Here is a 25,377-nt window from a genome sequence, read left to right on the forward strand (position 1 = left end):
CTAGCGGCACCTACGCGACCGCTCGTCGCGGTTCGGCGTCGTCGCACACCTGGCAGCTCGCCAGCGGATGCGACGCGTGTCGGCCGGCGTCGTGGTCGTCGACGACGGCACAGCACGCGGGACACAGCGACTGCCAGCCGTCGCACATGCCGTACGGGCGTTCGCAGAGCTCACACAACGACGACCGTGCATCGTCGACCGTGTCGGCGGCGAGGTCGCCCAAGACCACGGACATCGCAAACTCCTCCATCGCGTACGCCATCAGTGTGAGCCGTCGTGGCCACGATCCCGGTGAGGCACGCCGAGAGGGGTCAGGCGCTGCGTCGACCGGCCGACGCCTTCTTCGTCGCCTTCTTGGCCGTGGACTTCTTGGTGGACGACTTCTTCGTGGTCTTCTTGGTGGCCTTCTTCGTCGAGGCGGCCTTCGTCTCGGGCTTCTCGTCGTCGGACTCGGCGCCGGACGAGGCCCGGTCGACCGACGCCTGCAGGGCAGACATCAGGTCGACGACGTTGTCGCCTGGCTCGTCTCCGGTGGACGCGGCGGGCGTGACCTCGCCGCCTTCGAGCTTCGCGTCGATCATCGACTTGAGCGCGTCGGCGAAGTCGTCGGTGTACTCGGACGGGTCGAAGTCGCCCGACATCGAGGTGACGAGGGAGTTGGCCATCGCCTGCTCCTGCGCGCGGATCGAGACGTCCTGGTCGAGGAAGTCGAAGTCCGCGGCGCGCAGCTCATCGGGCCAGAGCATCGTCGAGAGCACCAGGACGTCCTCGCGTACGCGGAGCGCGGCAAGCTGCTCGCGGGTGCTGATCGTGATCTTCACGATCGCGACCATCTCGCTGTCGTTGAGGGCCTCGCGCAGCAACACGTACGGCTTGAGGCCGGGGGCGCCCTCGGGCTCGAGATAGTACGACTTGTTGAAGTAGACCGGGTCGAGCTGGTCGAGAGGTACGAACTCGAGCACCTCGATCGTGCGCTTCGTCGGCAGCGGCAGCTCGGCGAAGTCGTCGTCGGTCAGCACCACCATCGACCCGTCGTCGAGCTCGTAGCCCTTGGCTATGTCGCCGTACGCGACCTCCTCGCCGTCGGTCTCGGCGACGCGACGGTAGCGGACGCGGGAGCCATCGGTTCGACGTACCTGCTTGAACGACACGTCGTGCTGATGGGTCGCGACGTACATCTTGATCGGGATGTTGACCAGGCCGAACGAGACCGAGCCCTTCCACATCGCACGCATCGAACCACTCCTCTCGGTGGCTATTGTCCCTTGTCGGGCCGCGCATCACCAGAACACCCGCCCGTGCGGCGACACGGCTTGGTCGCCACCGGGTAGACGACCCGTCGTGGCGAAAGTCATCGGTAGTCTGGATCGGGTACCGCTCACGGAGAGGTCACGCAGTGCGAGACCCGTTCTTCGCCACGTTGGCGCTGCCGCTCGCGTCGGTGCCCAGCAGGGGGCCCGACTGGAGCCGCGGCGCGTACCTCGCGGACGTACCGCACTACCGGCTCGAGGACCGGGTTCGGTTCTATGCCAACACCGACCCGCTCGCGGCGTTGCTGCGCACCGACCTGCGGAGCCACGTCGCCATCGACCTCGTCGACGAGTACGTGCGGGCGGTGGCGGTCGAGGTCGTGCCGACGCCGGATGACTGGTCTGCCGTCGCGGGCTACCTCGTGGTCCATCTCGAGGCGACGACCGACGCGCCGGAGATCGCGGCTCTCACTCAGCTCGGCCGGCTCGCGCGCCCGGCCACCGAAGACTCCGAGCGCCTTCTTGGTTCGCTGGCGCAGCGGACGGCGGTCGACACCGACCGTTGGCCACTCGCGCCCATCGCCCGAGCGCCGTCCCTCTGCCTCTCCGGTACGCCGGACGACGACTCGGTCGGCCTCGTACGGTGGCCCGGGAGCACGCCGACACAACGCCGACTGGTCGACCTGGTGACGATGCCGGCGTACGGCCGGCAGGTGCCGACCCCGTTCGAGCTCGACGTGAACCGGCCGACGCCGAGCTATCTGGTTGCCGCATCGGGATCTTCGGTCGCCGCGGTCCGGGTACGTACGGTGCGTGACGATCATGTGGCCGAGATGCGTACCCACTGGCTGGACGCGCTCCTGGTGGAGCTCACGCAGCATGACACCGCTATCGCGCTCGTCGAGCGGGCACGTGACATGGTGCCGGAGTCGTCCGGCGGTGACTGGCGGAAGTTCGAGCAGCGGTTCCGCCGATGGCGCACCGTATCCGCGTGGCAGGCGTCGACCGACCACCCGCTCGAGGCGGCGCTGGCGTCATTCGTGCGCGCCGAGATCCGAACCGACTCGCTCGTCTCCCGGGTCGAGGCCGAGCTGGCCGATCACGCTCGGGCGGCAGTGCTTCGCGCAGACGAGAACCTCAACCGGATCGCGCTGCTGCTCAGCGCGATCGCGATCGTGCTGACGATCGTGCAGATCGTCCGGTAGGCGTCGCTCAGCCGAGGCCGAAGACCACGAGTGCGGCGACGATCGCCAACGCGACCGCAACGGCGACGATCGGAAGTCGCACGCCGAGCGCGACCCCGCGCTCGCTCAGCTCACCGCTGGTGTCGACCGTGACGACGCCCGTCGCCGACACCAGCAACGGAGTCTGGCCCTCGGGCCCATGAGCGAGTACCCGGAAGTCGCGGCCCTGCTCGAGCGCAAGGGCGACCAGCATCCGTACGGCCTCGGTCCGTACCGCCTCGAGGTTCGCGCCCTCGACTCGTCTGATCGCGGGGCCGATGTCGATTCGCGCGGCGTACTCGGCGACGTACACGTGGATGTCGAAGCGCCGCCGCCAGGGATTGAGTCGCACCGTCGCCGTCCTCTACAGGTTGGTCGCGACGGCGGAGGCGGCGTCGAGCCAGGCCCGTCTGGTCCGGGGGTGCAAGGCGTCGAAGTTGATCACACCCGAGTAGAGCGCCGGGTCGTGCGGGACCGCGACGACGTCGCGCACGAGCGGGCGGAAGTCGTTGACGATGCGCTCCATGTTGGCATCGCGACCCGGTGTGCGCTGGGAGACGACCGCGACGGCGGTCTTCGCGAGTGCGGCCGAGTGCTCGTCGCGCTGCGCGAGCGCCTCCAACATGCGCGCGCCCGCCTCGGCGGTGTCCTCGACGTTCGTGCAGGGGACGACGAGCTGATCGGCGTGCGCGATCATCGCCCGCCAGTTGCTCGCGCGCTCACTGTTGCCGCTGTCCATCAGGATCAGCCGGTAGTACTTCGCGGCGATCTCGTGGATGCGGTCGACCTCGTCGCCAGTCATCTCGTGTTCGCCCTCGGTGCTCTGGTCGGACCACAGCACATCGAACTTGTCGGTTGCCTGGTGGTGGACGTACCGCGCGAGCTGTGCGGCCTGAGCACGCGCGCCGAGCAGCTCCTCGTAGCGGGGCAGGAGGTCGAGCACGCTCGAGACGTGTGGTCCGCGGTGCGTACGCCAGGCCGCGGTGCCACGCGTCTCGTTGTTGTCCCAACCGAGCACGCCGGCGCCGCCGAAGCGACCGAACACCGCGGACAGGCAGATCATCGTCGGTGTCTTGTTGGCCGACCCCTTGGGGTTGGCGATCGCGATCGTACGTGGGCCCGGCCAATGCTGGCTCACTCGGCGGACGCTCTCGCGCTGGGTCATCTCGCGCCGGGAGGGGTGGGTGCGCATGCCCATCCGGGTCAGTGCCCCGCGTACGCCCATCTGGGCGGGCCCGACGAGCGGTTGGGCGGCGATGAACGACTTGCGCCGAGCTCGTTGCCGCTCGGCCTCCGAGCCAGGGCCGCCGTTGACGACGTTGGCGGCGGTGATCCAGGGGTTCACGACCTGGCTCGGCTCATCGGGCTCGGGAACGGTCTGGTCGAACGGGTCGCTGCCGTCCTGATCGGCCCACGGGTTCTCGGAGTCCGGCGCGACGCGGCGCTCGTCGACGTCGGCCGGCACCGGGTAGGTTTCGGAGGCGGATGGCGAATCCCCTTCCGTGTCGGGTGCCTCGGCTACGGCACCCGCGTCGCCATCGCTCGGGTAGTCGTCGGCGATCTCTTCCTCGACGACCGCGATCTCGCCGGTGTCGACGTCGTCGACATCCACGGCGTCGCGCGACGGCGGGACCTGCCAACCGTCGCTATCCTCGACACGATCGGCGACCGCGAGGCCGCCGCCGGTGACGCTGTCGGCGCTTTCGGGAGCGTTTCCGTTCCGAGCGGCAACCGCGTACGCGGCCTGTTGACCGATCGATGCGCGCGCCTGCCGGGTGCCGGCGCCGCCGTCGTCAAGTGCGGCGACGTCGCTGACGTGACCGTCGGGATGGACGACGAGCCGGGTGCGTCCGGTGTAGTCCTCGGCGACGGTACGAACCGGTCTGCCGAGCGCGCGGGCGATCCGGCGCGACACCGCATCGATCGCGGCCTCGCGCGGGCTCTGGTCGGGGTCGCGCTCAACGATCTCACCGTTGACCGCGACTCCGGAGTCGTCGATCGTCACGACGACGACCGGGAAGGGAGCGACGTCAGCCTCTCGACCCTCGGACATTGCGTACTCCTTGCAGTCGCAGGAACGGCCAAGGCGCCACGAGTCGCCACACGTACAGAATCACCGACGACGTCTGACCTTATCGGTTCCTCGCCCGATGGGCGAGATCGGCGTCGGGGATTGCCAACTGTCAATGCAGCATGGCGGGGTGGTGGTCCCGATCGGGACCACCACCCCGCCCTCGGCGAGCCCGGCTGCTACTTGGCCTTCGCCTCGCTGTTGGCGAGATAGATCGCCGAGCTCAGCGGCTTGGCGACATCGAGCAGCGTGATCTTCAGCCCTGTAACGGAGATCGACCGCTTCTTCTTCTTGACGACGTTCGGAGTGATCTTGGCGATCCCAGGAATCGTGATCGACTTCTGGTTCTTGATCGCCTTGTTGATCTGCTTCGTGACGTTCTCACCGCCGGCGCGCACACGCAGGACGGAGACGCCGGAGGTCTTCTTGTACTTGCCGTTCTTCTTCGTGACCTTCGCGTACGACTCGATCGCGCCGATCTTGAGGTTGTTGGTGAGCTTCACATCGGCGATGCGTGCCCGCGTGTGCGCGACGGGCGACTTACCGAGGGTTCCGCGAGCCTGCCCGCTCGCCGCACCGATCCGAACCGGTGCTCCCGGCACCTTCAGACCCGCGACGGAGTTGCGCTCCCACTTGCCGTTGGTGCCGGTGCAGCTGAGCTTCTGGTACCCGACGCGGCCGGTGCTCACGACGCCGTCGAGCAGCTCCGAGTGGGCGGCCTCGCCGTATCCTCCGACGCGACCGTGCTTCGGGATGCCCTCGAGCTTCGTACGCGCGTAGCCGACGCGAACGGTCTGGCCCTTCAGCGGACCGCCGGTCAGCACCTTGATCTCGAGCGCGACGCTGTTGTTGCTCGCGACGTTGCTGCCGACCCTCCCGTTGTTGTCCAGGAAGCGAAGCTTCGCCAGGCCGGGGATGAGGAACTCCTGGCCGGGGTTGATGTCGTCGGGATTGAACGGCAACGGGACCTCGATGCCCGCGAGCACCGCCTTGATGCCGAGCAGGTCGACACTGCCCTTCTGGGCGTACTTGCCGTTGGCGTAGCTCGACTCCGAGGTGCCCGTCAGGCCCTCGATCTTGAGCGATCCGATGCCGGAGGCCTTCAGCACGATGGCGCCGACCTTCGTCGTCGACACCGACTTGGCACCGTTCTTCGTCTCAACCGACCGTGCCTTCGTGGTCACCGGCCCGATGCTGAGTTGACCGCCCGGCAGCTCGACCTTCGCCAGATGGTCGCGGTCGGTCTTGCCGGTCTTGCTGGTGCAGGCGATCAGCGACCACGCGGTGCGACCCGAGTCGACGAGATCGCCGTTCTTGTTGTAGACGCGAGTTCCGTACGCAGAGGAGATGAAGTTGAATCGCTTGGCGGACGCGCGGTCCGATGGAGAGGTAGCGCCGGTGGCGCTGGTCGTCGCCGCGGCCAGACCGCCGACGGTGAGGGCGGTGGCTGCGAGCGTCGCAACGACCTTCGAAGTGGCTCTCATTCTGCTCCTTATGCATTCTGACGCGTACCGGTCGGACGCATCTACGTACCGCTCCCTCGTCCTTACACTGGAGCACATTCAACTACGCTCAGTAGTTACTCGCTCGTACTCCGAGATCGTGTCGCGGAAATTTCCGTACATCCCCGACGGCACACCCCGACCAACGAGCGAAGGCGGAGAGCGTCACGGTGTGTAGTCGGGGGTGTCAGGAAAGTTCGGCCGCGAGCTCGCCGGGGCGGACGATCAGCCGTGCGATGGCGGCTTCGAGGTCGGCGCGCGAGACGGTCTCGCCGGTAGCGATCGAATCGAGCAGGAACCCGTCGATCAAGGCGGCGATGCCGACGGCGGCGGTGCCGCCGACCAAAGGTGCAAGGTACGCGCGCAGACCCGACAGCCAGGCACGCGCCGCGACGCGCAGCTCGGGTGAGCGGGCTGCGGCGAGGTAGAGCTCGTACTCGAGCAGCGCGCGGTCGTGGTCGGAGAGGTAGTCGTGGGCGAGGCGGGCCAGGTCGACCGCGAGGTTCGACCCGGTCGCGATCTCCTGCTCCCACTCACGTACCTGCTCGCGGCAGCGGTCGGCGACCCGCTCCAGCGCCTCGGTGGTGAGCGCCTGCTGGGATGGGAAGTAGTACGTCGTCGAACCCAGGGGTACGCCGGCGCGGTCGGCGATCGCGCGGTGGGTCGCCCGCGCGACGCCGACCTCGGCGATCACCTCGAGCGTCGCCTCGAGGATCGCTTCGCGCCGACCGGCGGGATCTCGGGCGGCGCTCAATGTGCTCCGCCCAGGTTGAGCACGACAACGCCGCCGATCACGAGGAGTACGCCGAGGATCTTCGTCGCGCTGAGCGACTCGCCGAGCGCAACGACGCCGATCGCGACGATCGCCGCCGTGCCGAGGCCGGCCCACATCGCGTACGTCACGCCCACGGGGATGTCCTTCACGGTCTGGGCCAGTGCGAAGAAGGAGCCCGCGTACGCCGCGAGGCAGGCGGCGGACGGCCAGAGCCGACTGAACCCGTCGGTCGCGTTGAGCAGGCTCGTGCCGAGCACCTCGAGCGAGATCGCGGCGAGCAGGAACGCGTACGCCATCTGTGTCTCCCTCCACCTCGTACGTCGGATATGTACAAATGTACACATGGCGCTGGGTGCTGTGCCGGCCGGTCGGATGCGCAAGGATGGCCGCAACACCGTCGACCGGGGAGTCCGATGTCAGCCAGTGGTGGCACGAAGGCCGTTCTCGCGGCTCTGATCGCGAATCTGTCGATCGCCGTGATGAAGTTCCTCGCATATCTCCTCACCAGCTCGTCGTCGATGCTGGCGGAGTCGATCCACTCCGTCGCAGACTCGGGAAACCAGCTGTTGTTACTGCTCGGGGGCAAGGCGGCGAAGCGGCGGGCCGATGCGAAGCATCCGTTCGGATACGGCCGCGAGCGTTATGTGTACAGCTTCATCGTGGCGATCGTGCTGTTCAGTGTCGGCGGGCTGTTCGCGCTGTACGAGGCGTACCACAAGTGGCAGGACCCGCACGGATTCGACGAGTGGCAGTGGGTGCCGATCGCCGTGCTCCTCGGTGCGATCGTCGCGGAGAGCTTCTCCTTCCGCACCGCGATCCGCGAGACCAACCAGGTGCGTGGCCAGCAGAGCCTCGCCCGGTTCATTCGTACGTCCAAGGCGCCCGAGCTGCCGGTGATCCTGCTCGAGGACCTAGGAGCGCTCGTCGGCCTGGTGTTCGCGTTGTTCGGTGTCTCGATGACCCTGGTGACCGACGACGGTCGATGGGACGCTGCCGGTACGGCCGGGATCGGCGTCCTGCTCGTCGCGATCGCCGTCGTGCTTGCCATCGAGACGAAGTCGCTGCTGCTCGGCGAGAGCGCGACCCGCGCGCACGTCGAGCAGATCGAGGCGGCGGTCGCAACCGGCGGCGAAACGTCGGTCATCCATCTGCGCACCATGCATCTCGGTCCCGACGAGCTCCTGGTCGCGGCGAAGATCGCGGTGACCAGGCAGGAGACCGGCACCGAGATAGCCGAGGCGATCGACGCCGCCGAGCGGCGGATTCGCGATGCCGTACCGATCGCCCGCGTCATCTATCTCGAACCGGACGTTCGCCGCCCCGCGCAACGCTGACCCGCGACCAGGTCCGGTTGCCCTGCCGCTCGGGTGGGCGAGCGCCGACCCGCGCGTACGACGGAGGCGTCGAAGTTCCTCCGAAGAAGTCGCCCTGACCGGGAATACCGCCGGGGCGGATGGGCGTTCGGACACGATGACGACGGCTCGGGTGGCTCTTCAGAATCTCGCCGACGGGGGCAGCTGCCATGGGTCCGATGCGAATCGCGACCGGTCGAGCTCGGGCCGGCCTGTGCCGTCGTGACGAGTGTGGCCGGTCGGTGTGAAGCACGTCACCGAGAAATTCATTTGTCTCATCGAGTCCACCGACGTAGAGTTCCGATGAAACGAAACCGTTCCGTTTCATCCGACCGTGAAGAGGCATCCAGATGACACCCGCGACGAAGACCGACGAGACGCCGAGCGTGGCGAGTCGTCCCCGTGTCGCGGGTGAGCGTGAGGCGCAGATTCTGGACGCGACTCTCGACGTACTGTGCGAGGTCGGGTACGACCGGCTGACAATGGACGCCGTCGCCAACGCCTCGAAGGCCAGCAAGGCAACGCTGTACCGTCGCTGGTCGACCAAGGGCGACCTCGTGGTCGACGCCCTCGTACGCGCGAAGGGCGCGCCATGCGTCGTCAACTCCGACACGGGCAGTCTGCGCGACGACCTGATCGAGTCGACCTGCCACGACACCGGGCTGAGCGACGCGATGACGATGTCGCTGTTCGCGGGCCTGGTCTCGGCCATCCAGCACGACGCAGACTTCGCTGCCGCGTTCCACGAGCGGTTCCTGCGACCGAAGGTCGAGCAGACGATGGTGCTCTTCGAGCGCGCTCGTGACCGGGGTGAGATCGCCGAGGGTGTCGACGCAGACCTGATCAGCTCCGTGCTGCCGGCGGTCGCACTGCACCGCACGTTCATTCTCGGCATACCGACCGACGACTCGATGGTCGAACGGATCGTCGACGAGGTCGTCATGCCTGCCGTCAAGTGCGCACCTCGGGATACGCGCTAACCACCCACCCGTCCACTACGACCTCGCACATCCCAGTGATCGCGCTTTACCACTAGAACCGAACCTTTAGACGAAAAGGAATGTCATGACGACGAGCCTGCAAGAAAAGGGCCCGGGGGCGTCTGACCCAGCCCGGCAACGAAACCTCGGGATCGCGCTGGTGGTCATCCTGACCGCCCAGCTGATGGTCGTGCTCGACAGCACGATCGCCAACATCGCGATTCCCTACATCGCAAACGATCTCGACTTCAGCGACGCTGGCCAGTCGTGGATCATCACCGGCTACACGATCGCGTTCGGCGGCTTGCTGCTGCTCGGTGGCCGCCTCGGTGACCTGTTCGGCCGCCGGCGGGTGTTCATGGGCGGCGTACTGCTGTTCTCGCTCGCATCCTTGCTCGGCGGCATCTCCTCGAACCAGGAGCTGCTGCTGGCGTCGCGTGCGCTGCAGGGAGTCGGTGCGGCCATCGCGAGCCCGACCGCGCTCGCGCTGATCACGACCAACTTCCCGGCCGGCAAGGCACGCAACCGGGCCTTCTCCGCGTACGCCACGATGTCGGGCGTCGGTGCCGCCGTCGGCCTGATCCTCGGTGGATGGTTGACCGAGTACTCCTGGCGCTGGACGTTCCTGATCAACGTGCCGGTCGGCATCGCCGCCGCCGCTCTGGCGCCGATCTACCTCAACGAGAGTGCGCGGCGCCGCGTTGCGCTCGACATCCCGGGTGCGCTCACCGGTACCGGTGGCCTGGTCGGCATCGTGTACGGCCTGACGCGCGCCGCCGAGGAGAGCTGGGGCGACACCTGGACCATCACCTCGCTCGCCGCGGGTGTCGCGCTGCTCGCGGTCTTCATCCAGATCGAGCGGACGGTCAAGGAGCCGTTGCTGCCGTTCCGGATCCTCGCGAACCGCACTCGCGCGGTCAGCTTCCTAGCGATGATGCTGGTGCCGGCGGCGATGTTCGCGATGTTCTACTTCCTCGCCATCGTGGTGCAGGAGGGTATGGGCTACAGCTCGCTCGAAACCGGGTTCGCGTTCCTGCCGTTCAGTGCGGGGCTCATCGTCGCAGCCGCCATCGCATCGAACCTTATGTCGCGCGTCGACCCCCGTTGGCTGGCGGGGGGAGGAACGCTCCTGGGTGCGATCGCGCTGTACGGCTTCTCCCGGATCCCGTACAACGACGGTACGGGTAGCCCGCAGGCCTTGCAGAACATCGGCGTGGACGCCTCGTACGCCACCGACCTGCTTCCGTGGATCATCGTGATGTCCGTCGGCATGGGCTTCGTGTTCGTGCCCCTCACTGTGACGGCGGTGCACGGTGTCGGCAACGAGGACTCGGGCATCGGGGCCGGCGTCCTGAACGCGATGCAGCAGATCGGCGGTGCGCTCGGCCTTGCGACGTTGAGCACGGTCGCGGTCAACGCGACCAAGGACAAGGCCAACGAGATCGCGGCGGGTGCGCAGAAGCTGATGGCGCAGCTGCCGGGCGGCGAAAGCGGGCCGGTGAAGGAGTTCCAGGAAGCCGTCGGCAACGTGGCATTCGCGCACGGCGCGACTCTCGCGTTCGTCGTGGGTGCCGGGATGATGCTGGCAGGCTCGCTGATCACTCTGCTGTTCCTCAACGCCAGCCACGAGGAGATCAACGACAACGAGGGCGAGGCCGAGCCGGTAGCGGTCGCGTAGGCATCGAGTCGAGCGTCGCGCCGCACAGGGGACGGCGCGGGAATCGGGAGCCCGGTCGGCAACTGCCGACCGGGCTCCGGCTTTTTGCGAATCCGTCCGCCGCACGGTTGCGCAGTCATCGAACATGTGTTCGACTAGGGCGATGCGATGGGCGGGCCAGAACATCGATTCCGACGAGTGTGGTGCGCTGCCGGGGCTGGGACGCCTCGACGGCCTGATCAGGAGTGTGACGACGCCGGAGTTCGACGGCGTCACCTTCCACGAGGTGGCCGCGAAGTCGGCGCTCAACCGGGTGCCGGGCGGCTCGCGGATGCCGTTCGGCTGGACCGTCAACCCCTACCGAGGCTGTACGCACGCGTGCGTGTACTGCTATGCGCGCGGCTCCCACGAATGGCTCGACCTCGACGCCGGGCGTGACTTCGACTCGCAGATCGTCGTCAAGACGAACGTGTCGGACGTTCTGCGGAGCGAGCTCGCCCGTCGTTCGTGGAGCCGGGAGCTGGTCGCCCTCGGCACCAACACCGACCCGTACCAGCGCGCGGAGGGCCGCTACCGGTTGATGCCGGGCATCATCGAGGCGCTGGTCGACGCGCGTACGCCGTTCTCGATCCTCACCAAGGGCACCCTGCTGCGCCGCGACCTCCCGCTGCTGGTCGAGGCGGCGCGTACGGTGCCCGTCGGTGTGGGTGTCTCGATCGCGATCGGCGACCCGCAGCTGCATGACCTCGTCGAGCCGGGCACGCCATCGCCGCGGGCCCGGCTCGCGCTCGTCCGGGCGCTCGCCGACGCCGGGCTGCGCTGCGGGGTGATGATCGCGCCCGTGCTTCCGTGGGTCACCGACTCCCGCGCGGCGCTGGAGCGGTTGATCGGCGATATCGCGGATGCCGGCGGCGCGGGTGCGACCGTGCTGCCGCTCCATCTGCGCCACGGCGCTCGCGAGTGGTACTTCGCCTGGCTGGAGCGCCATCGGCCGGGCCTGGTCGGGCGCTACCGGGCGCTCTACGGCGGCGACGCGTACGTGCCCGAGTGGTACGAGCAGCGACTGCGCGCCCGGGTGGTGCCGATCCTGCGCCGGTACGGGCTGGAGTCGGCGTACGGGATGCGCGGCCTCGACGAGGACGACCGCGCCGCCGCCGTCGCCAGCCCGCCGCGCGAGCCGGAGCCGACGCTGTTCTGACGCGGGTCCGTAGCCTGGGCCGATGCCGTACACCTCAGCGTTCCCACCGTTCGCCGTCACCGTCGACATGGTCGTGCTCGCCGACGCCGGCCGGCAGGTGCTGCTGGTCCGTCGCGGCGGGCCGCCGTACGAAGGTTCGCTCGCGCTGCCCGGCGGGTTCGTGGAGATCGACGAGTCGCTCGACGCGGCCGCCCGACGCGAGCTCGCCGAGGAGACCGGTGTCGACATATCGAAGGTGCCCATCGCACAGGTCGGCGCGTACGGCGAGCCCGACCGCGACCCGCGCGGGCGGACCGTGAGCATCGCGTACGTCGCGCTGCTCGACCAGGTCGTCGAGGCGACGGCGGGAGACGATGCCGCGGCGGCCGGCTGGCATCGAGTCGAGGAGCTCGACGAAGCGCGGCTCGCGTTCGACCACGCACGGATACTCGCCGACGCGATGCACCGCTAGGGTCGAACCGCGCCATACACAGGCTCGTCCACAGATCACAGGCGCGCCGTCGCGAGACGTCGGTGGTAGCCCATATCGTCGGTGGCATGGTGGATTGGGCGGCGGCGCTGAGCGACTCGGCGATCGAGGCCGCGGTAGGTACCCCAGCGTTCCAGCGCGGTGCGGCGTACGCGCGCGACGGCCATGTCGGCCACGTCAAGGTCAACCGAAACGTGATCTTCGGGCGGGTTCGCGGCACCGCCGCCGATCCGTACCAGCTGATCGTGGTGGCCGAGCACGACATCTCGGCGACGCGGGTCTCCGCGACGTGCACCTGCCCGGTCGGCGTCAACTGCAAGCACGCCGCGGCCGCGATGATCGCGGCGCGTGACCACGTCGCCCCGCTGCCGGTCACCCGCTCGACGGGTTGGCGGCGCGCACTCGACGACTTCGTCCGGTCGAACGACGCCCCGCTGCCCGACGAGGCGCCGCTGGCGTTGCAGTTCACCGCCACGCGTGACTCGGCCGCCGCGTACGACCCTCGACTCGAGCAGCTGCGTAGGGTCACGATCCGTCCGCTGATGCTGGGCAAGCGCGGGCGTTGGATCCGTGCCGGCATCTCGTGGCGAGACCTGCGCGACCCCTGGCGGCAGACGCCGTGCCGGTCCGATCATGTCGAGCTGCTCCGGCAGGTGTACGCGAGCGCGGGCGACGCGACCCGCTATGCGTACGACCAGGCGGAGCTCGATCTCGGTGACTTCCCGCCCGCGATCTGGAAGCTGCTCGCCGAGGCCCGCGAGATCGGCCTCGACCTCGTCGGCCGCAGCCACGGGCCGGTGGGTCTCCGCGCCGTCGGCGCCGCGGTCTTCCTCGATGTCTCGCGCGGCACGGACCGCGACGTCACGCTCGCGCCCGGCGTGCGCATCGGCGATGAGCGAGTGCCGATCGGTTCGGTCGGGCTGCTCGGCTGGCCGCCCCATGGCCTGTTCCGCGAGACTGGCGGCTCGCTGGAGCTGGTGCCGCTCGCCGAGCCGCCCAGTGAGCACGTCACGCGGCTGCTGGGGGAGACGATCGCCATCCCGGCCGACGAAGTCGACGCGTTCGTGGCCGACTACTACCCCGTGCTCGGTCGTGCCGTCGAGGTCCGGTCCAGCGACGACACCGTCGAGCTGCCCGAGATCGCCGCTCCACGGCTGCGGCTGTCGGCCGCCTTCCGGCCCGGCCACGAGGTGCGGCTCGGCTGGTCGTACGTCTACGCGGCCGACGACGACGAGCGAGCGTACCGGCTCGACGACCCGGCAGACGGGCGCCGCGACCCCGGTGCCGAGCGCGAGCTGCTCGTCCGCGCGACCCGCATCGTCTCGCGCTGGAGCGGCCTGCTCGACAGGTCCGGCATGATCGCGGCGGACGCGGTGCTGCACGGCATGGACACCGCCGCATTCGTCGAGGACGCCCTGCCGGTGCTCGACGCCGAGCCGGTGATCGACGTGGACACGAGCGGCGAGGTCCCGGCCTACGCGGCCGCCGACGGCACGCCGCTCGTTCGTGTCTCGGCGACCGACGACGCCGACGGCACCGACTGGTTCGACCTGCGGGTCACGGTCAGCGTCGGCGGTGAGGATGTCCCGTTCGAGCAGCTGTTCGCCGCGCTCGCCCGCGGCGACTCGCAGCTGATCCTCGACAGCGGTACGTACTTCCGCATCGACGACCCCGGTCTCGATCGCCTCCGGAGGCTGATCGAGGAGGCCCGGTCGCTGCAGGATCGCGACTCCGACGGCCTCCGGATCAGCCCGTTCCAGGTCGGCCTGTGGGAGGAGCTGGTCGAGCTGGGTGTCGTGGGCTCGCAGAGCCGCCGCTGGCAGCGGCGCGTCGACGGCCTGCTCGACCTCGACTCGATCGAGCCGCTCGACGTACCCGCGAGTGTCGACGCCGTGCTGCGCCCGTACCAGCTCGACGGGTTCCGGTGGCTGAGCTTCCTGTACGAGCACCGCCTCGGCGGCATCCTCGCCGACGACATGGGCCTCGGCAAGACGCTTCAGACGCTCGCGATGATCGTGCGCGCCCGCGCGACCGAGCCTGCCGCGGGCCCGTTCCTCGTCGTCGCGCCGACCAGCGTCGTACAGAACTGGGCGCGCGAGTGCGAGCGGTTCACACCGGGTCTGCAGCTGGTCTCCATCACCGAGACCGCTGCCCGTCGCGGTATGCCGCTGCGCGCCGCGGTGGGGCATGCCGACGTCGTCGTCACGTCGTACGCCCTCTTCCGGCTCGAGTACGACGCGTACGACGCGCTCGACTGGTCGGGGCTGGTGCTCGACGAGGCGCAGTTCGTGAAGAACCACCAGGCCAAGACGTACCAGTGCGTACGCCGACTCGCGGCACCGTTCAAGGTCGCGATCACCGGTACGCCGCTGGAGAACAGCCTGATGGACCTGTGGTCGATGCTGTCGATCGTGGCGCCGGGGCTGTTCCCGAACCCGAACCACTTCAAGGAGCGCTTCCGCAACCCGATCGAGCGCGGCAAGGACACCGAGGCCCTCGAGAGCCTGCGCCGCCGGGTGCGCCCGCTGATGCGCCGGCGTACCAAGGAGCTGGTCGCCGCCGATCTGCCCCCGAAGCAGGAGCAGGTCCTCGAGGTGGTGCTGTCGCCGCAGCATCGCCGCCTGTACCAGACGCACCTGCAGCGCGAGCGGCAGAAGATCCTCCGCCTGCTCGACGAGCCGGACGACAACCGCTTCACGATCCTGCGCTCCCTGACACTCCTGCGCCAGCTCAGCCTCGACCCGTACCTGATCGACGATGCCTACGCCGACGTTCGATCCAGCAAGGTCGACGCGCTGATGGAGCAGCTGGGCGAGGTCGTCGACGAGGGCCATCGCGCGCTCGTCTTCAGCCAGTTCACCCGGTTCCTCGGTCGGGTACGCGAGCGGCTCGACGCCGAGGGCATCGCGTACTCCTATCTCGACGGCACCACCCGCGACCGCGCCGCTGCCGTCGACGAGTTCAAGAGCGGTCGGGCGCCGGTGTTCCTGATCAGCCTCAAGGCCGGTGGGTTCGGGCTGAACCTCACCGAGGCCGACTACTGCTTCGTCCTCGACCCCTGGTGGAACCCCGCCGTCGAGGAGCAGGCGGTCGATCGCGCGCATCGCATCGGGCAGACCAGGCGGGTGATGATCTACCGCCTCGTATCGGCCGACACCATCGAGGAGAAGGTGATGGAGCTCAAGGCCCGCAAGCGCGACCTCGTCGCGCGGGTGCTGGACGACACTGCCGGGGAGCTGTCCGCGCCGCTGTCCGCGAACGACATCCGCGGGTTGCTGGGCTGAGCGTCGTTTCTCGAATTGCTGTCGCCGCCCGCCCGAGCAGTTAGGTTGGGTGCTCGGGTTCGCGCAATGGGGCGCCGTTCGCAGATGTAAAATGCAGTTACACGGGACGAGGAGTACGAACGATGGCAGCGTGCGAGCACCTGCAGAGTGCTTCGTCGCCCGACCCACCCGAAGCCCTCGAGTGCCCGGAGTGTGTCGCGGCCGGCAGCAGCTGGGTCGGCCTGCGCCAATGCCTGAGCTGTGGGCAGGTCGGGTGCTGCGACTCGTCGACGCAGCGGCACGCATCCGCGCACTACAACGCGACCGGCCACCCGACGGCCCGCTCGATCGAGCCGGGTGAGTTCTGGCGCTTCTGCTTCATCCACCGGGTCATCGGCTGACCGGAGCCGCCGCCGTACGCGGTGTCGGCGGCATCTGACACAGTGGATGTCCCGCCAGAGGGAGCGGGCAGGCCAGAGCGAACGGAGTGGACCTTTGCGCAAGTTTGGGGGAGCGGCCGCGCTCGCCGTCGGGCTGACCATGTCGATGGCGCCGGTGATTGCGGCCTCGCCAGCACCCGCCGACGACCGACCGGCGACCGTGGTCAAGGCCTCCGCTGCCGACCAGGAGCGCGGGAAGAAATGCGCGACCCGGAAGGAATACAAGCGGATCGACGCCAAGGGCAAGAACGCGTCGACCCTGCGCCAGGTGCGCAAGATCATCGGCTACAACGGCAAGCGACACACGATCTCCCATGCCGAGGGGCACAAGTGGGAGATCCGCAAGTACCGATACTGCGGCAGCGGAACGCTCCACGTGTACGTCAACTACCGCGACAACCGGGCCTACCACAAGGCAGTCTGATCGGATCGCCCGGGCGACGATGACCGATGGGGCCTCCGGGTCCCGCCGGGGCCTATCGACCAGGTAGCGTCGGTACGTACGCCCGCAGCCGTCACGAAGGAGATCCGAATGAGCGATCCGAGCAGCATCGGTATGAGCTGGGCACAGCAGCCATCCGGCGTCATGCCGAAGGATCGCGCCCACCTCCAGGAGCTGATCGAGCAGGCCCTGCGCGAGTGGAGCGACGAGACGCCGGAACGCGACGAGGACGGCGACTTCCCGATTCGCACCGACGAAGCCGAGATCATCCTGCGTCCGTTCGAGGACCAGGCGGTCATGGAGCTGATGTCGCCGGTGTTGGTCGAGATCACGAACCCGCCCGCCGCCGAGGAGCTCGCGAACGAGCTGAACGCCCAGCCCGGTCCGATCAAGTTCATCTACACCCAGGGCGCGATCGTGGCCTTCGCGTACGTCTTCACGATGCCGTGGGTCGCCGACCACCTGAGCATCGCCATCGGCGGACTCTCCGACACCATCGCGAGCCTCGACGAGGGGCTCGACAAACGGGTGTCGGGCGAGTACGTCGTCGAGCGCGACTGAGCGATGCCGATCCATCCGGACCTCCTCGCCATCCTGGCCTGCCCGCACGATCGTGGGCCGCTGGTCGACGTCGACGGTGAGTTCCTCTACAACCCGCGGCTGCACCGGGCGTACCCGATCCGCGACGAGGTGCCGATCCTGCTGGTCGACGAGGCGCGCGACGTCGACGATGCCGAGCACGAGCAGATCCTGCAACGGTGAGGAGAGAGTTCTGGCCCCGTGAGGAGAGGATCCTGGCCCGCGGCCCGGGCCGGAAGTCTCTCCTCACGGGGCCAGAACTCTCTCCTCACCGTGCGTCAGTTGGACTTTCGCATCGCGGAGGTGCCGACCGCGACGCCGATCGCGCACACGATGGCCGCGGCGAGCGTGCCGGCGCCGATCGACTGCGCGTCGAAGGTCCCGTTGAACAGGTCGCGCTCGACGTCGACGATGTACGACAGCGGGTTGACGTTCGACAGCGCTTGTAACCAGCCCGGCGCGCCGTCCAGCGGCAGCATCATTCCGGCCAGCAGGAGCACCGGGAAGAGGAACGTCTGCTGCACGGTCCAGAAGATCCAGTCCTGTCCCTTGGCAGCGAGCGCGAGTGCGTACGACAGCGAGCCCAGCCCGACGCAGAACACCGACAGGATCACCAGCCCGACGATGATCCCGGGTACGTGCAGCTCGAAGCTGAACGGGGTCACGATCGCCACGACGACCACCGCCTGGACGAGCACCGGCACGATCTCCTTGAGCGCCCGGCCGATCAGCAGCGACGGGCGGGACAACGGCGTGACCAGGGTGCGTTCGTGGGAGCCGCTCTGCATCTCGAACAGCAGGTTGGAGCCGGTCATCGACGCGCCGAACAGGCACGACATCGCGACGATGCCGGGTACGAACCACTGCAACGCGTTGGTGCCGAGCCCGGGCACGTTGGTGAGCAGCGGCGCGAACAGGGCCAGGAAAAACAGCGGCTGGATCATCGAGAACACGACCGTGAACGGTTCGCGCAGCAATGGCCGCAGCTCGCGGGTGAAGACGATTCCGGTGTCTCGGACAAGGGTGCTCATGCTGCGATCTCCTCGAGGTCGGTGGTCGAGTCGTTGGTTTCGGATGTCGAGTGGCCCTCACGAAGGCTTCGACCCGTGAGCCCGAGGAAGACGTCGTCGAGCGTCGGGCGCGCCACCTCGCCGGCTTGAACGGCGATGCCGCCGGAGGACAGCTCGCCGATCGCTCTCGCCAGCAGCTCCGGACCGCCCTCGGCGCGTACGTCGACCCGTTCGCCGGTACGCGACACGCGGGCAGGAGCCTCGGCCGCACCGATCCGCTCGGCGGCGACGCCGGCGACCTCGGCGCTCGCGAACCGCAGGGTGACCCGATCGCCGCCGAGGTCTGCCTTCAGCCGCGCGGCGGTGTCGTCGGCGACGACGAGCCCGTGGTCGACGACGACGATGCGCTCGGCGAGCGAGTCGGCCTCGTCGAGATAGTGCGTGGTCAGTACGACGGTCGTACCGAAGCGCTCGCGGAGGCTGACGATGTGCTCCTGCAGGTTCGCGCGGTTCTGCGGGTCGAGTCCGGTCGACGGCTCGTCGAGGAACAGCAGCTCGGGCGCGTGGATCAGACCCATCGCGATGTCGAGTCGTCGCCGCTGGCCGCCGGAAAGCGTTGACACCTTGCGGTCGGCGACCTCTGCGAGGTCGAGCGACTCGATGAGCTCGCCCGCGCGTACCCGTGCGTCTGACCGGGACAGCCCGTACGCGCGCCCCTGCGTGACCAGCTCGTCACGTCCGCGCTGCTGGTGCCCGGCGCCGTTGCCCTGGCCGATGAAACCGATCCGGCGGCGTACGTGGCGCGGATCGCCCGTGACGTCATGACCGGCGACCATCGCCGTTCCCTCGGTCGGCGAGATCAGTGTGGTGAGCATCCGCAACGTGGTCGACTTGCCCGCGCCGTTGGGCCCGAGCAGCGCGACCAGCTCACCGCGTTCGACGGTGAGGTCGAGTCCGCGGACCGCCTCCACGGTCCGCTTGCCCGACGTGAAATGCCTGGTGAGTCCGTGGGTTTCGATCATCCTGGTGCCTGTCGTGGTGTTCATGAGGACTACGCTAGGAATGCTTTAGGTCAGGTAATGTCCGCTTTCGAGGTCATTCTGGAAACATGTCTGGATCAAGTGCACGAATGCTTCGTCTGCTGTCGCTGCTGCAGACCCATCGCTACTGGCAGGGCACCGAGCTGGCCGACCGACTCGAGGTCAGCTCGCGAACGGTCCGCCGCGACGTCGACCGGCTTCGCGAGCTCGGCTATCCCGTTGACGCGAGCCGGGGTTCCGCGGGCGGCTACCAGCTCCAGGCGGGCGCCTCGCTGCCGCCCTTGCTACTCGAGGACGACGAGGCGGTCGCGATCGCCGTCGGGCTGCGTGCCGCGGCCGGCGGAGTCGTTTCGGGCGTCGAGGACGCATCGGTGCGAGCCCTCGCGAAGATCGTTCAGGTGATGCCCAAGCGGCTGCGGCGTCGGGTGGACGCGCTGCAGGAGTACACCGTGCCCGCGCCACTGGCCGGGCCGACGATCGACGCCGTCGCGTTGTCCACGCTGGCACAGGCCTGCCGCGACAGTGAACGGCTGCGGTTCGCGTACACCAGGTACGACGGCGCGGCCGCCGACCGACTGGTCGAGCCACATCGGCTGGTCTCGCTCGGCCGCCGGTGGTACTTGGTCGCGTGGGACCTCGAACGCCACGACTGGCGCAGCTTCCGGGTCGACCGGCTGACGGAACCGGCGCTGCAGGGCGTACCCTTCCGGCCGCGCGAGCTGCCGGCCGCCGACGCCGCGGAGTTCGTCAAGGCCGGCATCGCATCCCGGCCGACGAAATACGACGTGCGCATCCTCGTGCACGCACCGGCCGATCTCGTGCAGCGCACGGTGAGCCGCTGGGGAGAGGTCGAGCCGATCGACGACGCGTCGTGTCGGCTGTCGATGAGCGTCGACCAGCTCGATTGGCCGGCGATGGTCGTCGCCTCGGTGGGCGCCGACTTCGAGATCGAGTCGCCCGACGAGCTGCGCGGGTACGTCCGTGACGTCGCCGAACGATTCGGCCGCGCCGCACGCTGAGTCGGCGTGCCCGGCCGCCGTCAGAACTCGTCGATCGTCGCTTCGTCGGAGCAGATCGAGACGACGACGTAGAACCCACGCTGGACACCGAACTTGTCGCCGACCGAGAGATCCGATGCGTGCTTGCGCTCGACCTTGGACGACTTGCCGAGGTCGAACGTCACCGTCGGTTTCTCCGCCTCGAGGTCGGACTCACCGAACGCCACCGTGCTTCCGCCGGGAAGCTTCGACGTATCCGCGCCGACGGCGATCTCTCCCTTGCCGTCGCCGACACACTCGGGCGCCGATCCGGAGGCTTTGGAATCGGAGCCGGATCCCGCGTCCTGTTCACCTGCGTCGCTCGAGCTGTTGCTGCATCCGGTCAGCAGCACCGTCGCAAACACGACCGCCGTCGCCGTACGTACACCGAGTGTCGTAGTCACCATGGAGCCCGCGCCTACGGACTTCACGCCGTGGGGACGGGGTAGCCCTCGGACGGCTGTACGACGACGAACCCCGGGCCGTGGAACGCGTACTGGACCGCCTCGCCGGATCCGCCGCGGAGCATCGACTTCATGTTCATGCTGTTGGTCAGGTTCGGGACGAGGTTCGCCGACCAGCACACCGCGGCCTGCGTATCGACGTACGTGGGCTGCTGCGAGCAGTCCAGAATCGTGGGTGCCCCGTGCGAGGTCAGCGCGACCATGCCCTGCCCCTGGAGGAGGGTGTTGAACAGGCCGCCCGCCGCGATGCCGGCCCCCCTTCGTACGGTGGACATCCCATTGCAGTGCCGAGTCGAACGCCAGGATCGAGGTGCCGTTGACGCTGATGCCGTCACCTTCGAGCGAGATCAGGAAGACGTCGCTCGCCGTGTCGGCGAAGAAGACCTCGCCCTGTCCGCTGACCCGCATCAGCGGGTTGTCCTCGCTCGTCACGGCGCGCTTGACGAATTTCGTAACGCTGCCGGAGCCCTCGTGGTGGAACTGCACCTGGCCTTGGTAGGCGACCATCGCGCCTTTGGTGGCGAGTACGTCGGGGCCGAGCGTCACCTTCAGCAGCTTCTTGTTCTGCAGGGCGAACCGGTCTGCGGTCTGGACTTCGTTGTGGGCCTGAGAGAAGAGGTCGCTTCGCATGGCGGCAATTATGCGTGCAGCAGGGTCCGGCGATCACGCACCCCCGCTACCGTTGTCGCTGCAGTCGACGATCGGAGCAACGATGCCGGAGACGGATCGAGACGAGCTGGCGCGCCGATGCGCCGAGGAGATGTGGTCGTCCGACCGGGCGAGCCAGCACCTCGGTATGCGGATCCTCGAGGTGAGCGCGGGGCGCGCGGTGCTGTCGATGGCGATCACCGACGTCATGGTCAACGGCCACGACATCTGCCACGGCGGTTACATCGCGACGCTGGCCGACAGCGCGTTCGCGTTCGCGTGCAACAGCTACGACGAGGTGACGGTCGCGTCGGGCTTCGACATCGCGTTCCTGACGCCGGCACACCTCGGCGACGAGCTGTGTGCGGTCGCGGCGGAGCGAACGCGGGCCGGGCGCAGCGGCATCTACGACGTCACCGTGTGGCGCGGACAGCCCGATGACGGCGAGCGGGTTGCCGAGCTGCGTGGCCGTAGCCGGTCGCTCGGCCGCCCCCTATTACGGTGAGGAGAGAGTTCTGGCCCCTTGACGAGAGATTGCAGGTCAGGTGCGACCGACCCGTATTCTCTCGTCAAGGGGCCAGAACTCTCTCCTCACCGTTCAGCGGAAGGGGGGACGCTCGTCGAGGCGCAGCGACTGCCGGCCCGCCCAGCGCCAGAGCCGGGCGGTGGCGTCTCGGTCCTCGTCGGTCACGAGATTGCCCATCACCCGCAGCGCGATCGTCATCAGGAAGTGCGAGCGCATGCCGACCGGCCCCAGCGCAGGGAGGAGCCGCGGCACGGTGATCAAACCCGCAAGCCGACGCGCGATCGAGAAGGCCTCTCCGTAGTGGCGCCGCAGCGTCGCGGGCCAACCCCTTTCGAGGTCGTCACCGGCCGCGAGCATCTCCGAGACCAACCGGCCGGTCTCGAGCCCGTAGTCGATGCCCTCGCCGTTCAGCGGGTTGACGCATCCGGCAGCGTCTCCGATGATCGCCCAGTTCGGGCCGGCGACACCTGAGACGGCGCCCCCCATCGGGAGTAGCGCCGACGTCGGAGCACGGAGGTCGCCGTCGAGTCGCCACTCGGTGCGGCGGCTGCGCGCGTAGAACTGCATCAGTGGCCGCAGGGCGACGTTCGCGGGACGTTTGGACGTCGCGAGCGTGCCGACGCCCAGGTTCACCTCGCCGTCGCCGAGCGGGAAGATCCAGCCGTATCCGGACAGCAGCTCGCCGCTCTCGCCGCGAAGCTCGAGGTGCGACGAGATCCATGGGTCGTCGCTGCGCTCGGACCGGATGTAGCTGCGGGCGGCGACGCCGTACGCGGTCGATCGATGCCATTCGCGGCCGAGCATCCGACCGACCGGCGAACGTACGCCGTCGGCCACGACGAGGCGGCGGCAACGGATGGTCGAGGTCTCCCCGTCGCCGCTGCGGAAGACGACGCCCGTGATCCGCTCACCGTCGCGGAGTACGTCGATCGCGCGCGCGTCGTCGACGGCACGCGCACCGGCCTTCACGGCGCTCGTGCGGATGCGGTCGTCGAGCTCGGTCCGACGCACGGCCGAGCCGTAGTCGGGTAGCGAGCCGCCGGGCCAGGGGAGCAGCAGCTCCTGGCCGAATCCGTTGGCGCGCAGGCCGCGGTTCGTACCGTGGGAGCGGATCCACGGGTCGAGGCCCAACCGGTCGAGCTCGTTGATCGCCCGCGGCGTGAGCCCGTCGCCGCAGGTCTTGTCGCGCGGGAACACGGCGGCGTCGGCGAGCACGACGTCCAACTCGCGGGAGGCGGCCCACGCGGCGGCCGCCGCACCGGATGGTCCGGCGCCGACGACCAGGACGTCGGTGTGGTCGGGAGTGTCGCTCACGCACCAAGTGTCGCAGGCAGCCGCCCCGTCACGCCGTGTCGGGTGTCAGGGTGGCGGTGTCGCCGGGGCAGTCAGGCCGGGACGATCCGGATGATCTCGAGCTCGTCGTTGGAGGACTTGCGAGCGCCTTGGCGGATGATCTCGAGCTCGCGCGCGTTGTCTGCCCGAAGCGTCATGGTGTTGAGCTTCGGATTCTGGCGGATGATCTCGAGTTCGTTGTCCGCGCTCTGGCGGGTGATCTCGAGTTCGTTGTCCGGGCTCTGGCGGGTGATCTCGAGTTCGTTGTCCGGGCTCTGGCGGGTGATCTCGAGTTCGTTGTCCGGGCTCTGGCGGGTGATCTCGAGTTCGTTGTCAGCGCCCTGCCGGATGATCTCGAGCTCGCGCAGAGATTCGGTCTTGACGACGACGTTGGAGGCGGAGTCTGGTTTTGCGGCCGCATCGGCACTGGCCGGGATCAGTGCCGCGGTGGTCACCACGACGACTGCAGCAGCCGCCCCTGCGGTCAGCTTTGTCGCTCTCATGCCTGACATGTATACCCGGTTTGCGCGGAATGTAAACCCACGAAGAGCCGACTGCACGCGAAATCGCGGTGAAGCCACGGGGCCATCGGTAGGTACGCGAAGACGCCACCGCCGCGACCGCGGTGGCGTCGTACGTACGGAGCGAAGCTCAGTCGTCGGGGGAGATCAGGCCGCGCTGGTAGGCCTTGACGAGGCGCCGGGGAACCTGGATCTCACGGCCGCTGACGTTGATCGGGACGAGATCGGCCGGGGTGGTCTTCCACTGCGAGCGTCGCGAACGCGTATTGGATCGGGACATCTTGCGCTTGGGAACAGCCATCGTGAATTCCTTCGAGGTCGACTACACGGTGCCGAGGGTTCGGGGGGGGGCGACCGTGCGAACGGTCCAGGCCAGAGCGCGGTAGACCGGTCGTCCTGGCCGCACCACTTTAGCAGGACCGACGCGCGCGTCCCAATTCGGCGCCTCGCGGCCACCACGGCCCGTCAACGGTAGCCTCCGCACGTGAGCATGCGCGTCCTCGACCGTGCCCGTGGCGGCGTACGTACGCTCGCGCCGGTCTACTTCGCGTTGGTCATGGCGAGCGGGGCGATCTCGGTCGCGTTGCACGCCGCCGACCGGCAGACGTTGTCGCGCGCCCTGTTCGTCGTCGCGTCCGTTGCGTACCTGGTGCTCCTCGCAATGACGATCTGGCGGGCCGTCGCGTTTCCGCGGCAGGTCGTGGCCGACGCACGTGACCCGCAGCGCGCGTTCGGCTTCTTCACCGTGGTCGCCGGCTCGACGGTCCTGGGCGACCGGCTCGTCGTCGCCGGGCAGGACTGGCTCGCGTACGTCCTGCTGGTGGCCGCGGCAGCGGTCTGGCTGGTCCTCGGCTACCTGGTGCCCTGGATGACGCTGGTGCGCCACGACGGGCCGACGGCGCTACGGCGCGCCGACGGGTCCTGGTTCATCTGGGCGGTGGCGTCGCAGTCGATCGCCGTCCTCGCGGGGACGCTGGAGCCCGGTGCCGACCACGCGCAGCACGGGCTCGCGTTCCTCGCCTTCGTCGCCTGGGCGGTCGGCTGCTTCCTGTATGTGACGGCTGTGGTCCTGGTCGGCCTGCGCCTCGTCCTGTACGAGGTCGAGCCGGCGGACTTCGGACCGGCGTACTGGGTGGCGATGGGAGCCGCCTCGATCACGGTTCTCGCGGGCGTACGCGTGGCGGCGATGCAGACCGATGTCGTCGCCGACGTCGTCCACGACATCGCCACCGGTGCGTCGCTGATGTTCTGGGCGTTCGCGTCCTGGCTGTTCCCGGTGCTCGTCGCGGCGGGTTGGTGGCGACACGGGGTCCACCACGTGCGGCTCACGTACCAACCGGCCCTGTGGAGCATGGTGTTCCCGCTCGGAATGTACGCGCTCGCGAGCATCTCGCTCGGTGACGCGGACGAGCTGTCGTGGATCGCGGCGGTCGGTCGCGCCGAGGTGTGGTTCGCGCTGGCCGTGTGGGTGGTGACGTTCGCCGCGATGTGCGTGCACCTGTATCGAGGTGTTCGTACCCGGCCCGCCCGAACCGCCCCGTGAGCGGGACGTTTGGGCGGCGACACGCTGGTGTGTCGCACTCGAACGTCAGGCTCAC

The 25,377-nt window shown here is 68.6% G+C and carries 27 protein-coding genes and 1 pseudogene; 14 read left to right on the forward strand and 14 right to left on the reverse strand.

Going from position 1 to position 25,377, the window contains the following annotated elements; all coding sequences use genetic code 11:
* Positions 1-10 precede the first annotated feature (10 nt).
* Together L0C25_RS19630 and ku are read right to left on the reverse strand one after the other, a co-directional pair.
* Complete coding sequence (locus L0C25_RS19630; protein ID WP_271633471.1) at positions 11-235, reverse strand: hypothetical protein; 225 nt, start codon at positions 233-235, stop codon at positions 11-13.
* Between the two features lie 76 nt (positions 236-311).
* Positions 312-1,235, reverse strand: a complete 924-nt coding sequence (ku, locus tag L0C25_RS19635; RefSeq protein ID WP_271633472.1) for a non-homologous end joining protein Ku — start codon at positions 1,233-1,235, stop codon at positions 312-314.
* A gap of 161 nt (positions 1,236-1,396) precedes the next feature.
* On the opposite strand from ku, the gene L0C25_RS19640 reads away from it, so the two are divergent.
* Positions 1,397-2,455: a hypothetical protein gene (locus L0C25_RS19640; protein WP_271633473.1), complete on the forward strand. Its 1,059-nt coding sequence runs from the start codon at positions 1,397-1,399 to the stop codon at positions 2,453-2,455.
* A gap of 7 nt (positions 2,456-2,462) precedes the next feature.
* On the opposite strand, the gene L0C25_RS19645 is transcribed toward L0C25_RS19640, so the two are convergent.
* From L0C25_RS19645 to L0C25_RS19665, 5 genes are all read right to left on the reverse strand, one after another.
* On the reverse strand, positions 2,463-2,825 hold the full coding sequence (locus tag L0C25_RS19645) for a hypothetical protein (protein ID WP_271633474.1): 363 nt from the start codon (positions 2,823-2,825) through the stop codon (positions 2,463-2,465).
* A gap of 12 nt (positions 2,826-2,837) precedes the next feature.
* The gene (locus L0C25_RS19650) at positions 2,838-4,526 is read right to left on the reverse strand and encodes a MinD/ParA family ATP-binding protein (RefSeq protein ID WP_271633475.1); all 1,689 of its coding nucleotides are present in this window, start codon (positions 4,524-4,526) and stop codon (positions 2,838-2,840) included.
* 197 nt (positions 4,527-4,723) lie between these two features.
* Positions 4,724-6,028 carry a choice-of-anchor P family protein gene (locus L0C25_RS19655; protein ID WP_271633476.1) on the reverse strand — a complete coding sequence of 435 codons (1,305 nt, stop codon included), beginning with the start codon at positions 6,026-6,028 and terminating at the stop codon, positions 4,724-4,726.
* Positions 6,029-6,233: 205 nt separating this feature from the next.
* Complete coding sequence (locus L0C25_RS19660; RefSeq protein ID WP_271633477.1) at positions 6,234-6,800, reverse strand: TetR/AcrR family transcriptional regulator; 567 nt, start codon at positions 6,798-6,800, stop codon at positions 6,234-6,236.
* Positions 6,797-7,117: a DMT family transporter gene (locus L0C25_RS19665; protein WP_271633478.1), complete on the reverse strand. Its 321-nt coding sequence runs from the start codon at positions 7,115-7,117 to the stop codon at positions 6,797-6,799. Before L0C25_RS19665 ends, L0C25_RS19660 begins: the two co-directional genes overlap by 4 nt.
* Positions 7,118-7,234: 117 nt before the next feature.
* Here L0C25_RS19665 and L0C25_RS19670 point away from each other — a divergent pair, with 117 nt between their 5' ends.
* The 10 genes from L0C25_RS19670 to L0C25_RS19715 all read left to right on the forward strand — a co-directional run bounded on the left by L0C25_RS19670 (position 7,235) and on the right by L0C25_RS19715 (position 17,384).
* Positions 7,235-8,155: a cation diffusion facilitator family transporter gene (locus L0C25_RS19670; protein ID WP_271633479.1), complete on the forward strand. Its 921-nt coding sequence runs from the start codon at positions 7,235-7,237 to the stop codon at positions 8,153-8,155.
* 368 nt (positions 8,156-8,523) lie between these two features.
* Complete coding sequence (locus L0C25_RS19675; protein WP_271633480.1) at positions 8,524-9,153, forward strand: TetR/AcrR family transcriptional regulator; 630 nt, start codon at positions 8,524-8,526, stop codon at positions 9,151-9,153.
* Between the two features lie 85 nt (positions 9,154-9,238).
* On the forward strand, positions 9,239-10,831 hold the full coding sequence (locus L0C25_RS19680; RefSeq protein WP_271633481.1) for a DHA2 family efflux MFS transporter permease subunit: 1,593 nt from the start codon (positions 9,239-9,241) through the stop codon (positions 10,829-10,831).
* Positions 10,832-10,973: 142 nt separating this feature from the next.
* Positions 10,974-12,008: an Rv2578c family radical SAM protein gene (locus L0C25_RS19685; protein ID WP_271633482.1), complete on the forward strand. Its 1,035-nt coding sequence runs from the start codon at positions 10,974-10,976 to the stop codon at positions 12,006-12,008.
* A 22-nt stretch (positions 12,009-12,030) separates the two neighbouring features.
* Positions 12,031-12,459: an NUDIX hydrolase gene (locus tag L0C25_RS19690; RefSeq protein WP_271633483.1), complete on the forward strand. Its 429-nt coding sequence runs from the start codon at positions 12,031-12,033 to the stop codon at positions 12,457-12,459.
* Positions 12,460-12,545: 86 nt separating this feature from the next.
* Complete coding sequence (locus L0C25_RS19695; protein WP_271633484.1) at positions 12,546-15,761, forward strand: DEAD/DEAH box helicase; 3,216 nt, start codon at positions 12,546-12,548, stop codon at positions 15,759-15,761.
* Positions 15,762-15,883: 122 nt separating this feature from the next.
* A complete protein-coding gene (locus L0C25_RS19700; RefSeq protein ID WP_271633485.1) occupies positions 15,884-16,141 on the forward strand; it encodes a UBP-type zinc finger domain-containing protein in 258 nt (85 codons plus the stop codon).
* A gap of 94 nt (positions 16,142-16,235) precedes the next feature.
* On the forward strand, positions 16,236-16,604 hold the full coding sequence (locus L0C25_RS19705) for a hypothetical protein (protein WP_271633486.1): 369 nt from the start codon (positions 16,236-16,238) through the stop codon (positions 16,602-16,604).
* Positions 16,605-16,712: 108 nt separating this feature from the next.
* Positions 16,713-17,183, forward strand: coding sequence for a T3SS (YopN, CesT) and YbjN peptide-binding chaperone 1 (locus L0C25_RS19710; RefSeq protein ID WP_271633487.1), 471 nt, complete (start codon positions 16,713-16,715; stop codon positions 17,181-17,183).
* 3 nt (positions 17,184-17,186) lie between these two features.
* Positions 17,187-17,384: a Trm112 family protein gene (locus L0C25_RS19715; protein ID WP_271633488.1), complete on the forward strand. Its 198-nt coding sequence runs from the start codon at positions 17,187-17,189 to the stop codon at positions 17,382-17,384.
* 95 nt (positions 17,385-17,479) lie between these two features.
* Here the strand turns inward: L0C25_RS19715 and L0C25_RS19720 are convergent, their stop codons facing one another.
* Both L0C25_RS19720 and L0C25_RS19725 read right to left on the reverse strand, forming a co-directional pair.
* Positions 17,480-18,232 carry an ABC transporter permease gene (locus L0C25_RS19720; protein WP_271633489.1) on the reverse strand — a complete coding sequence of 251 codons (753 nt, stop codon included), beginning with the start codon at positions 18,230-18,232 and terminating at the stop codon, positions 17,480-17,482.
* Complete coding sequence (locus L0C25_RS19725; protein ID WP_271633490.1) at positions 18,229-19,257, reverse strand: ATP-binding cassette domain-containing protein; 1,029 nt, start codon at positions 19,255-19,257, stop codon at positions 18,229-18,231. Before L0C25_RS19725 ends, L0C25_RS19720 begins: the two co-directional genes overlap by 4 nt.
* 62 nt (positions 19,258-19,319) lie before the next feature.
* Between L0C25_RS19725 and L0C25_RS19730 the strand changes: the two genes are divergently transcribed.
* Complete coding sequence (locus L0C25_RS19730; protein ID WP_271633491.1) at positions 19,320-20,270, forward strand: helix-turn-helix transcriptional regulator; 951 nt, start codon at positions 19,320-19,322, stop codon at positions 20,268-20,270.
* A gap of 20 nt (positions 20,271-20,290) precedes the next feature.
* Here the strand turns inward: L0C25_RS19730 and L0C25_RS19735 are convergent, their stop codons facing one another.
* Complete coding sequence (locus L0C25_RS19735) at positions 20,291-20,695, reverse strand: hypothetical protein (RefSeq protein ID WP_271633492.1); 405 nt, start codon at positions 20,693-20,695, stop codon at positions 20,291-20,293.
* Between the two features lie 20 nt (positions 20,696-20,715).
* Positions 20,716-21,382: pseudogene (locus tag L0C25_RS19740) on the reverse strand (AIM24 family protein).
* Between the two features lie 82 nt (positions 21,383-21,464).
* On the opposite strand from L0C25_RS19740, the gene paaI reads away from it, so the two are divergent.
* Positions 21,465-21,905: a hydroxyphenylacetyl-CoA thioesterase PaaI gene (paaI, locus tag L0C25_RS19745; protein WP_271633493.1), complete on the forward strand. Its 441-nt coding sequence runs from the start codon at positions 21,465-21,467 to the stop codon at positions 21,903-21,905.
* A gap of 93 nt (positions 21,906-21,998) precedes the next feature.
* Here the strand turns inward: paaI and L0C25_RS19750 are convergent, their stop codons facing one another.
* The 3 genes from L0C25_RS19750 to rpmF all read right to left on the reverse strand — a co-directional run bounded on the left by L0C25_RS19750 (position 21,999) and on the right by rpmF (position 24,080).
* A complete protein-coding gene (locus tag L0C25_RS19750; RefSeq protein ID WP_271633494.1) occupies positions 21,999-23,240 on the reverse strand; it encodes a geranylgeranyl reductase family protein in 1,242 nt (413 codons plus the stop codon).
* A 71-nt stretch (positions 23,241-23,311) separates the two neighbouring features.
* Positions 23,312-23,839 carry a hypothetical protein gene (locus tag L0C25_RS19755; protein ID WP_271633495.1) on the reverse strand — a complete coding sequence of 176 codons (528 nt, stop codon included), beginning with the start codon at positions 23,837-23,839 and terminating at the stop codon, positions 23,312-23,314.
* Between the two features lie 70 nt (positions 23,840-23,909).
* Positions 23,910-24,080 carry a 50S ribosomal protein L32 gene (rpmF, locus tag L0C25_RS19760; RefSeq protein ID WP_271633496.1) on the reverse strand — a complete coding sequence of 57 codons (171 nt, stop codon included), beginning with the start codon at positions 24,078-24,080 and terminating at the stop codon, positions 23,910-23,912.
* 189 nt (positions 24,081-24,269) lie between these two features.
* Here rpmF and L0C25_RS19765 point away from each other — a divergent pair, with 189 nt between their 5' ends.
* The gene (locus tag L0C25_RS19765) at positions 24,270-25,322 is read left to right on the forward strand and encodes a tellurite resistance/C4-dicarboxylate transporter family protein (RefSeq protein WP_271636863.1); all 1,053 of its coding nucleotides are present in this window, start codon (positions 24,270-24,272) and stop codon (positions 25,320-25,322) included.
* Positions 25,323-25,377: the final 55 nt, after the last annotated feature.

Source organism: Solicola gregarius (assembly GCF_025790165.1).
Lineage (GTDB): Bacteria > Actinomycetota > Actinomycetes > Propionibacteriales > Nocardioidaceae > Solicola > Solicola gregarius.

Excerpts from the sequence above, each read along its gene's own strand:
- L0C25_RS19700 (WP_271633485.1), top strand. The coding sequence starts at position 15,884 with ATGGCAGCGTGCGAGCACCTGCAGAGTGCTTCGTCGCCCGACCCACCC.
- paaI (WP_271633493.1), top strand. The coding sequence starts at position 21,465 with ATGCCGGAGACGGATCGAGACGAGCTGGCGCGCCGATGCGCCGAGGAG.
- L0C25_RS19715 (WP_271633488.1), top strand. The coding sequence starts at position 17,187 with ATGCCGATCCATCCGGACCTCCTCGCCATCCTGGCCTGCCCGCACGAT.
- L0C25_RS19690 (WP_271633483.1), top strand. The coding sequence starts at position 12,031 with ATGCCGTACACCTCAGCGTTCCCACCGTTCGCCGTCACCGTCGACATG.
- L0C25_RS19665 (WP_271633478.1), bottom strand. The coding sequence starts at position 7,117 with ATGGCGTACGCGTTCCTGCTCGCCGCGATCTCGCTCGAGGTGCTCGGC.
- L0C25_RS19720 (WP_271633489.1), bottom strand. The coding sequence starts at position 18,232 with ATGAGCACCCTTGTCCGAGACACCGGAATCGTCTTCACCCGCGAGCTG.
- L0C25_RS19630 (WP_271633471.1), bottom strand. The coding sequence starts at position 235 with ATGTCCGTGGTCTTGGGCGACCTCGCCGCCGACACGGTCGACGATGCA.
- L0C25_RS19730 (WP_271633491.1), top strand. The coding sequence starts at position 19,320 with ATGTCTGGATCAAGTGCACGAATGCTTCGTCTGCTGTCGCTGCTGCAG.
- L0C25_RS19765 (WP_271636863.1), top strand. The coding sequence starts at position 24,270 with ATGCGCGTCCTCGACCGTGCCCGTGGCGGCGTACGTACGCTCGCGCCG.
- L0C25_RS19680 (WP_271633481.1), top strand. The coding sequence starts at position 9,239 with ATGACGACGAGCCTGCAAGAAAAGGGCCCGGGGGCGTCTGACCCAGCC.
- L0C25_RS19725 (WP_271633490.1), bottom strand. The coding sequence starts at position 19,257 with ATGAACACCACGACAGGCACCAGGATGATCGAAACCCACGGACTCACC.
- ku (WP_271633472.1), bottom strand. The coding sequence starts at position 1,235 with ATGCGTGCGATGTGGAAGGGCTCGGTCTCGTTCGGCCTGGTCAACATC.
- L0C25_RS19695 (WP_271633484.1), top strand. The coding sequence starts at position 12,546 with ATGGTGGATTGGGCGGCGGCGCTGAGCGACTCGGCGATCGAGGCCGCG.
- L0C25_RS19710 (WP_271633487.1), top strand. The coding sequence starts at position 16,713 with ATGAGCGATCCGAGCAGCATCGGTATGAGCTGGGCACAGCAGCCATCC.
- L0C25_RS19675 (WP_271633480.1), top strand. The coding sequence starts at position 8,524 with ATGACACCCGCGACGAAGACCGACGAGACGCCGAGCGTGGCGAGTCGT.
- L0C25_RS19735 (WP_271633492.1), bottom strand. The coding sequence starts at position 20,695 with ATGGTGACTACGACACTCGGTGTACGTACGGCGACGGCGGTCGTGTTT.
- rpmF (WP_271633496.1), bottom strand. The coding sequence starts at position 24,080 with ATGGCTGTTCCCAAGCGCAAGATGTCCCGATCCAATACGCGTTCGCGA.
- L0C25_RS19670 (WP_271633479.1), top strand. The coding sequence starts at position 7,235 with ATGTCAGCCAGTGGTGGCACGAAGGCCGTTCTCGCGGCTCTGATCGCG.
- L0C25_RS19650 (WP_271633475.1), bottom strand. The coding sequence starts at position 4,526 with ATGTCCGAGGGTCGAGAGGCTGACGTCGCTCCCTTCCCGGTCGTCGTC.
- L0C25_RS19685 (WP_271633482.1), top strand. The coding sequence starts at position 10,974 with ATGCGATGGGCGGGCCAGAACATCGATTCCGACGAGTGTGGTGCGCTG.
- L0C25_RS19655 (WP_271633476.1), bottom strand. The coding sequence starts at position 6,028 with ATGAGAGCCACTTCGAAGGTCGTTGCGACGCTCGCAGCCACCGCCCTC.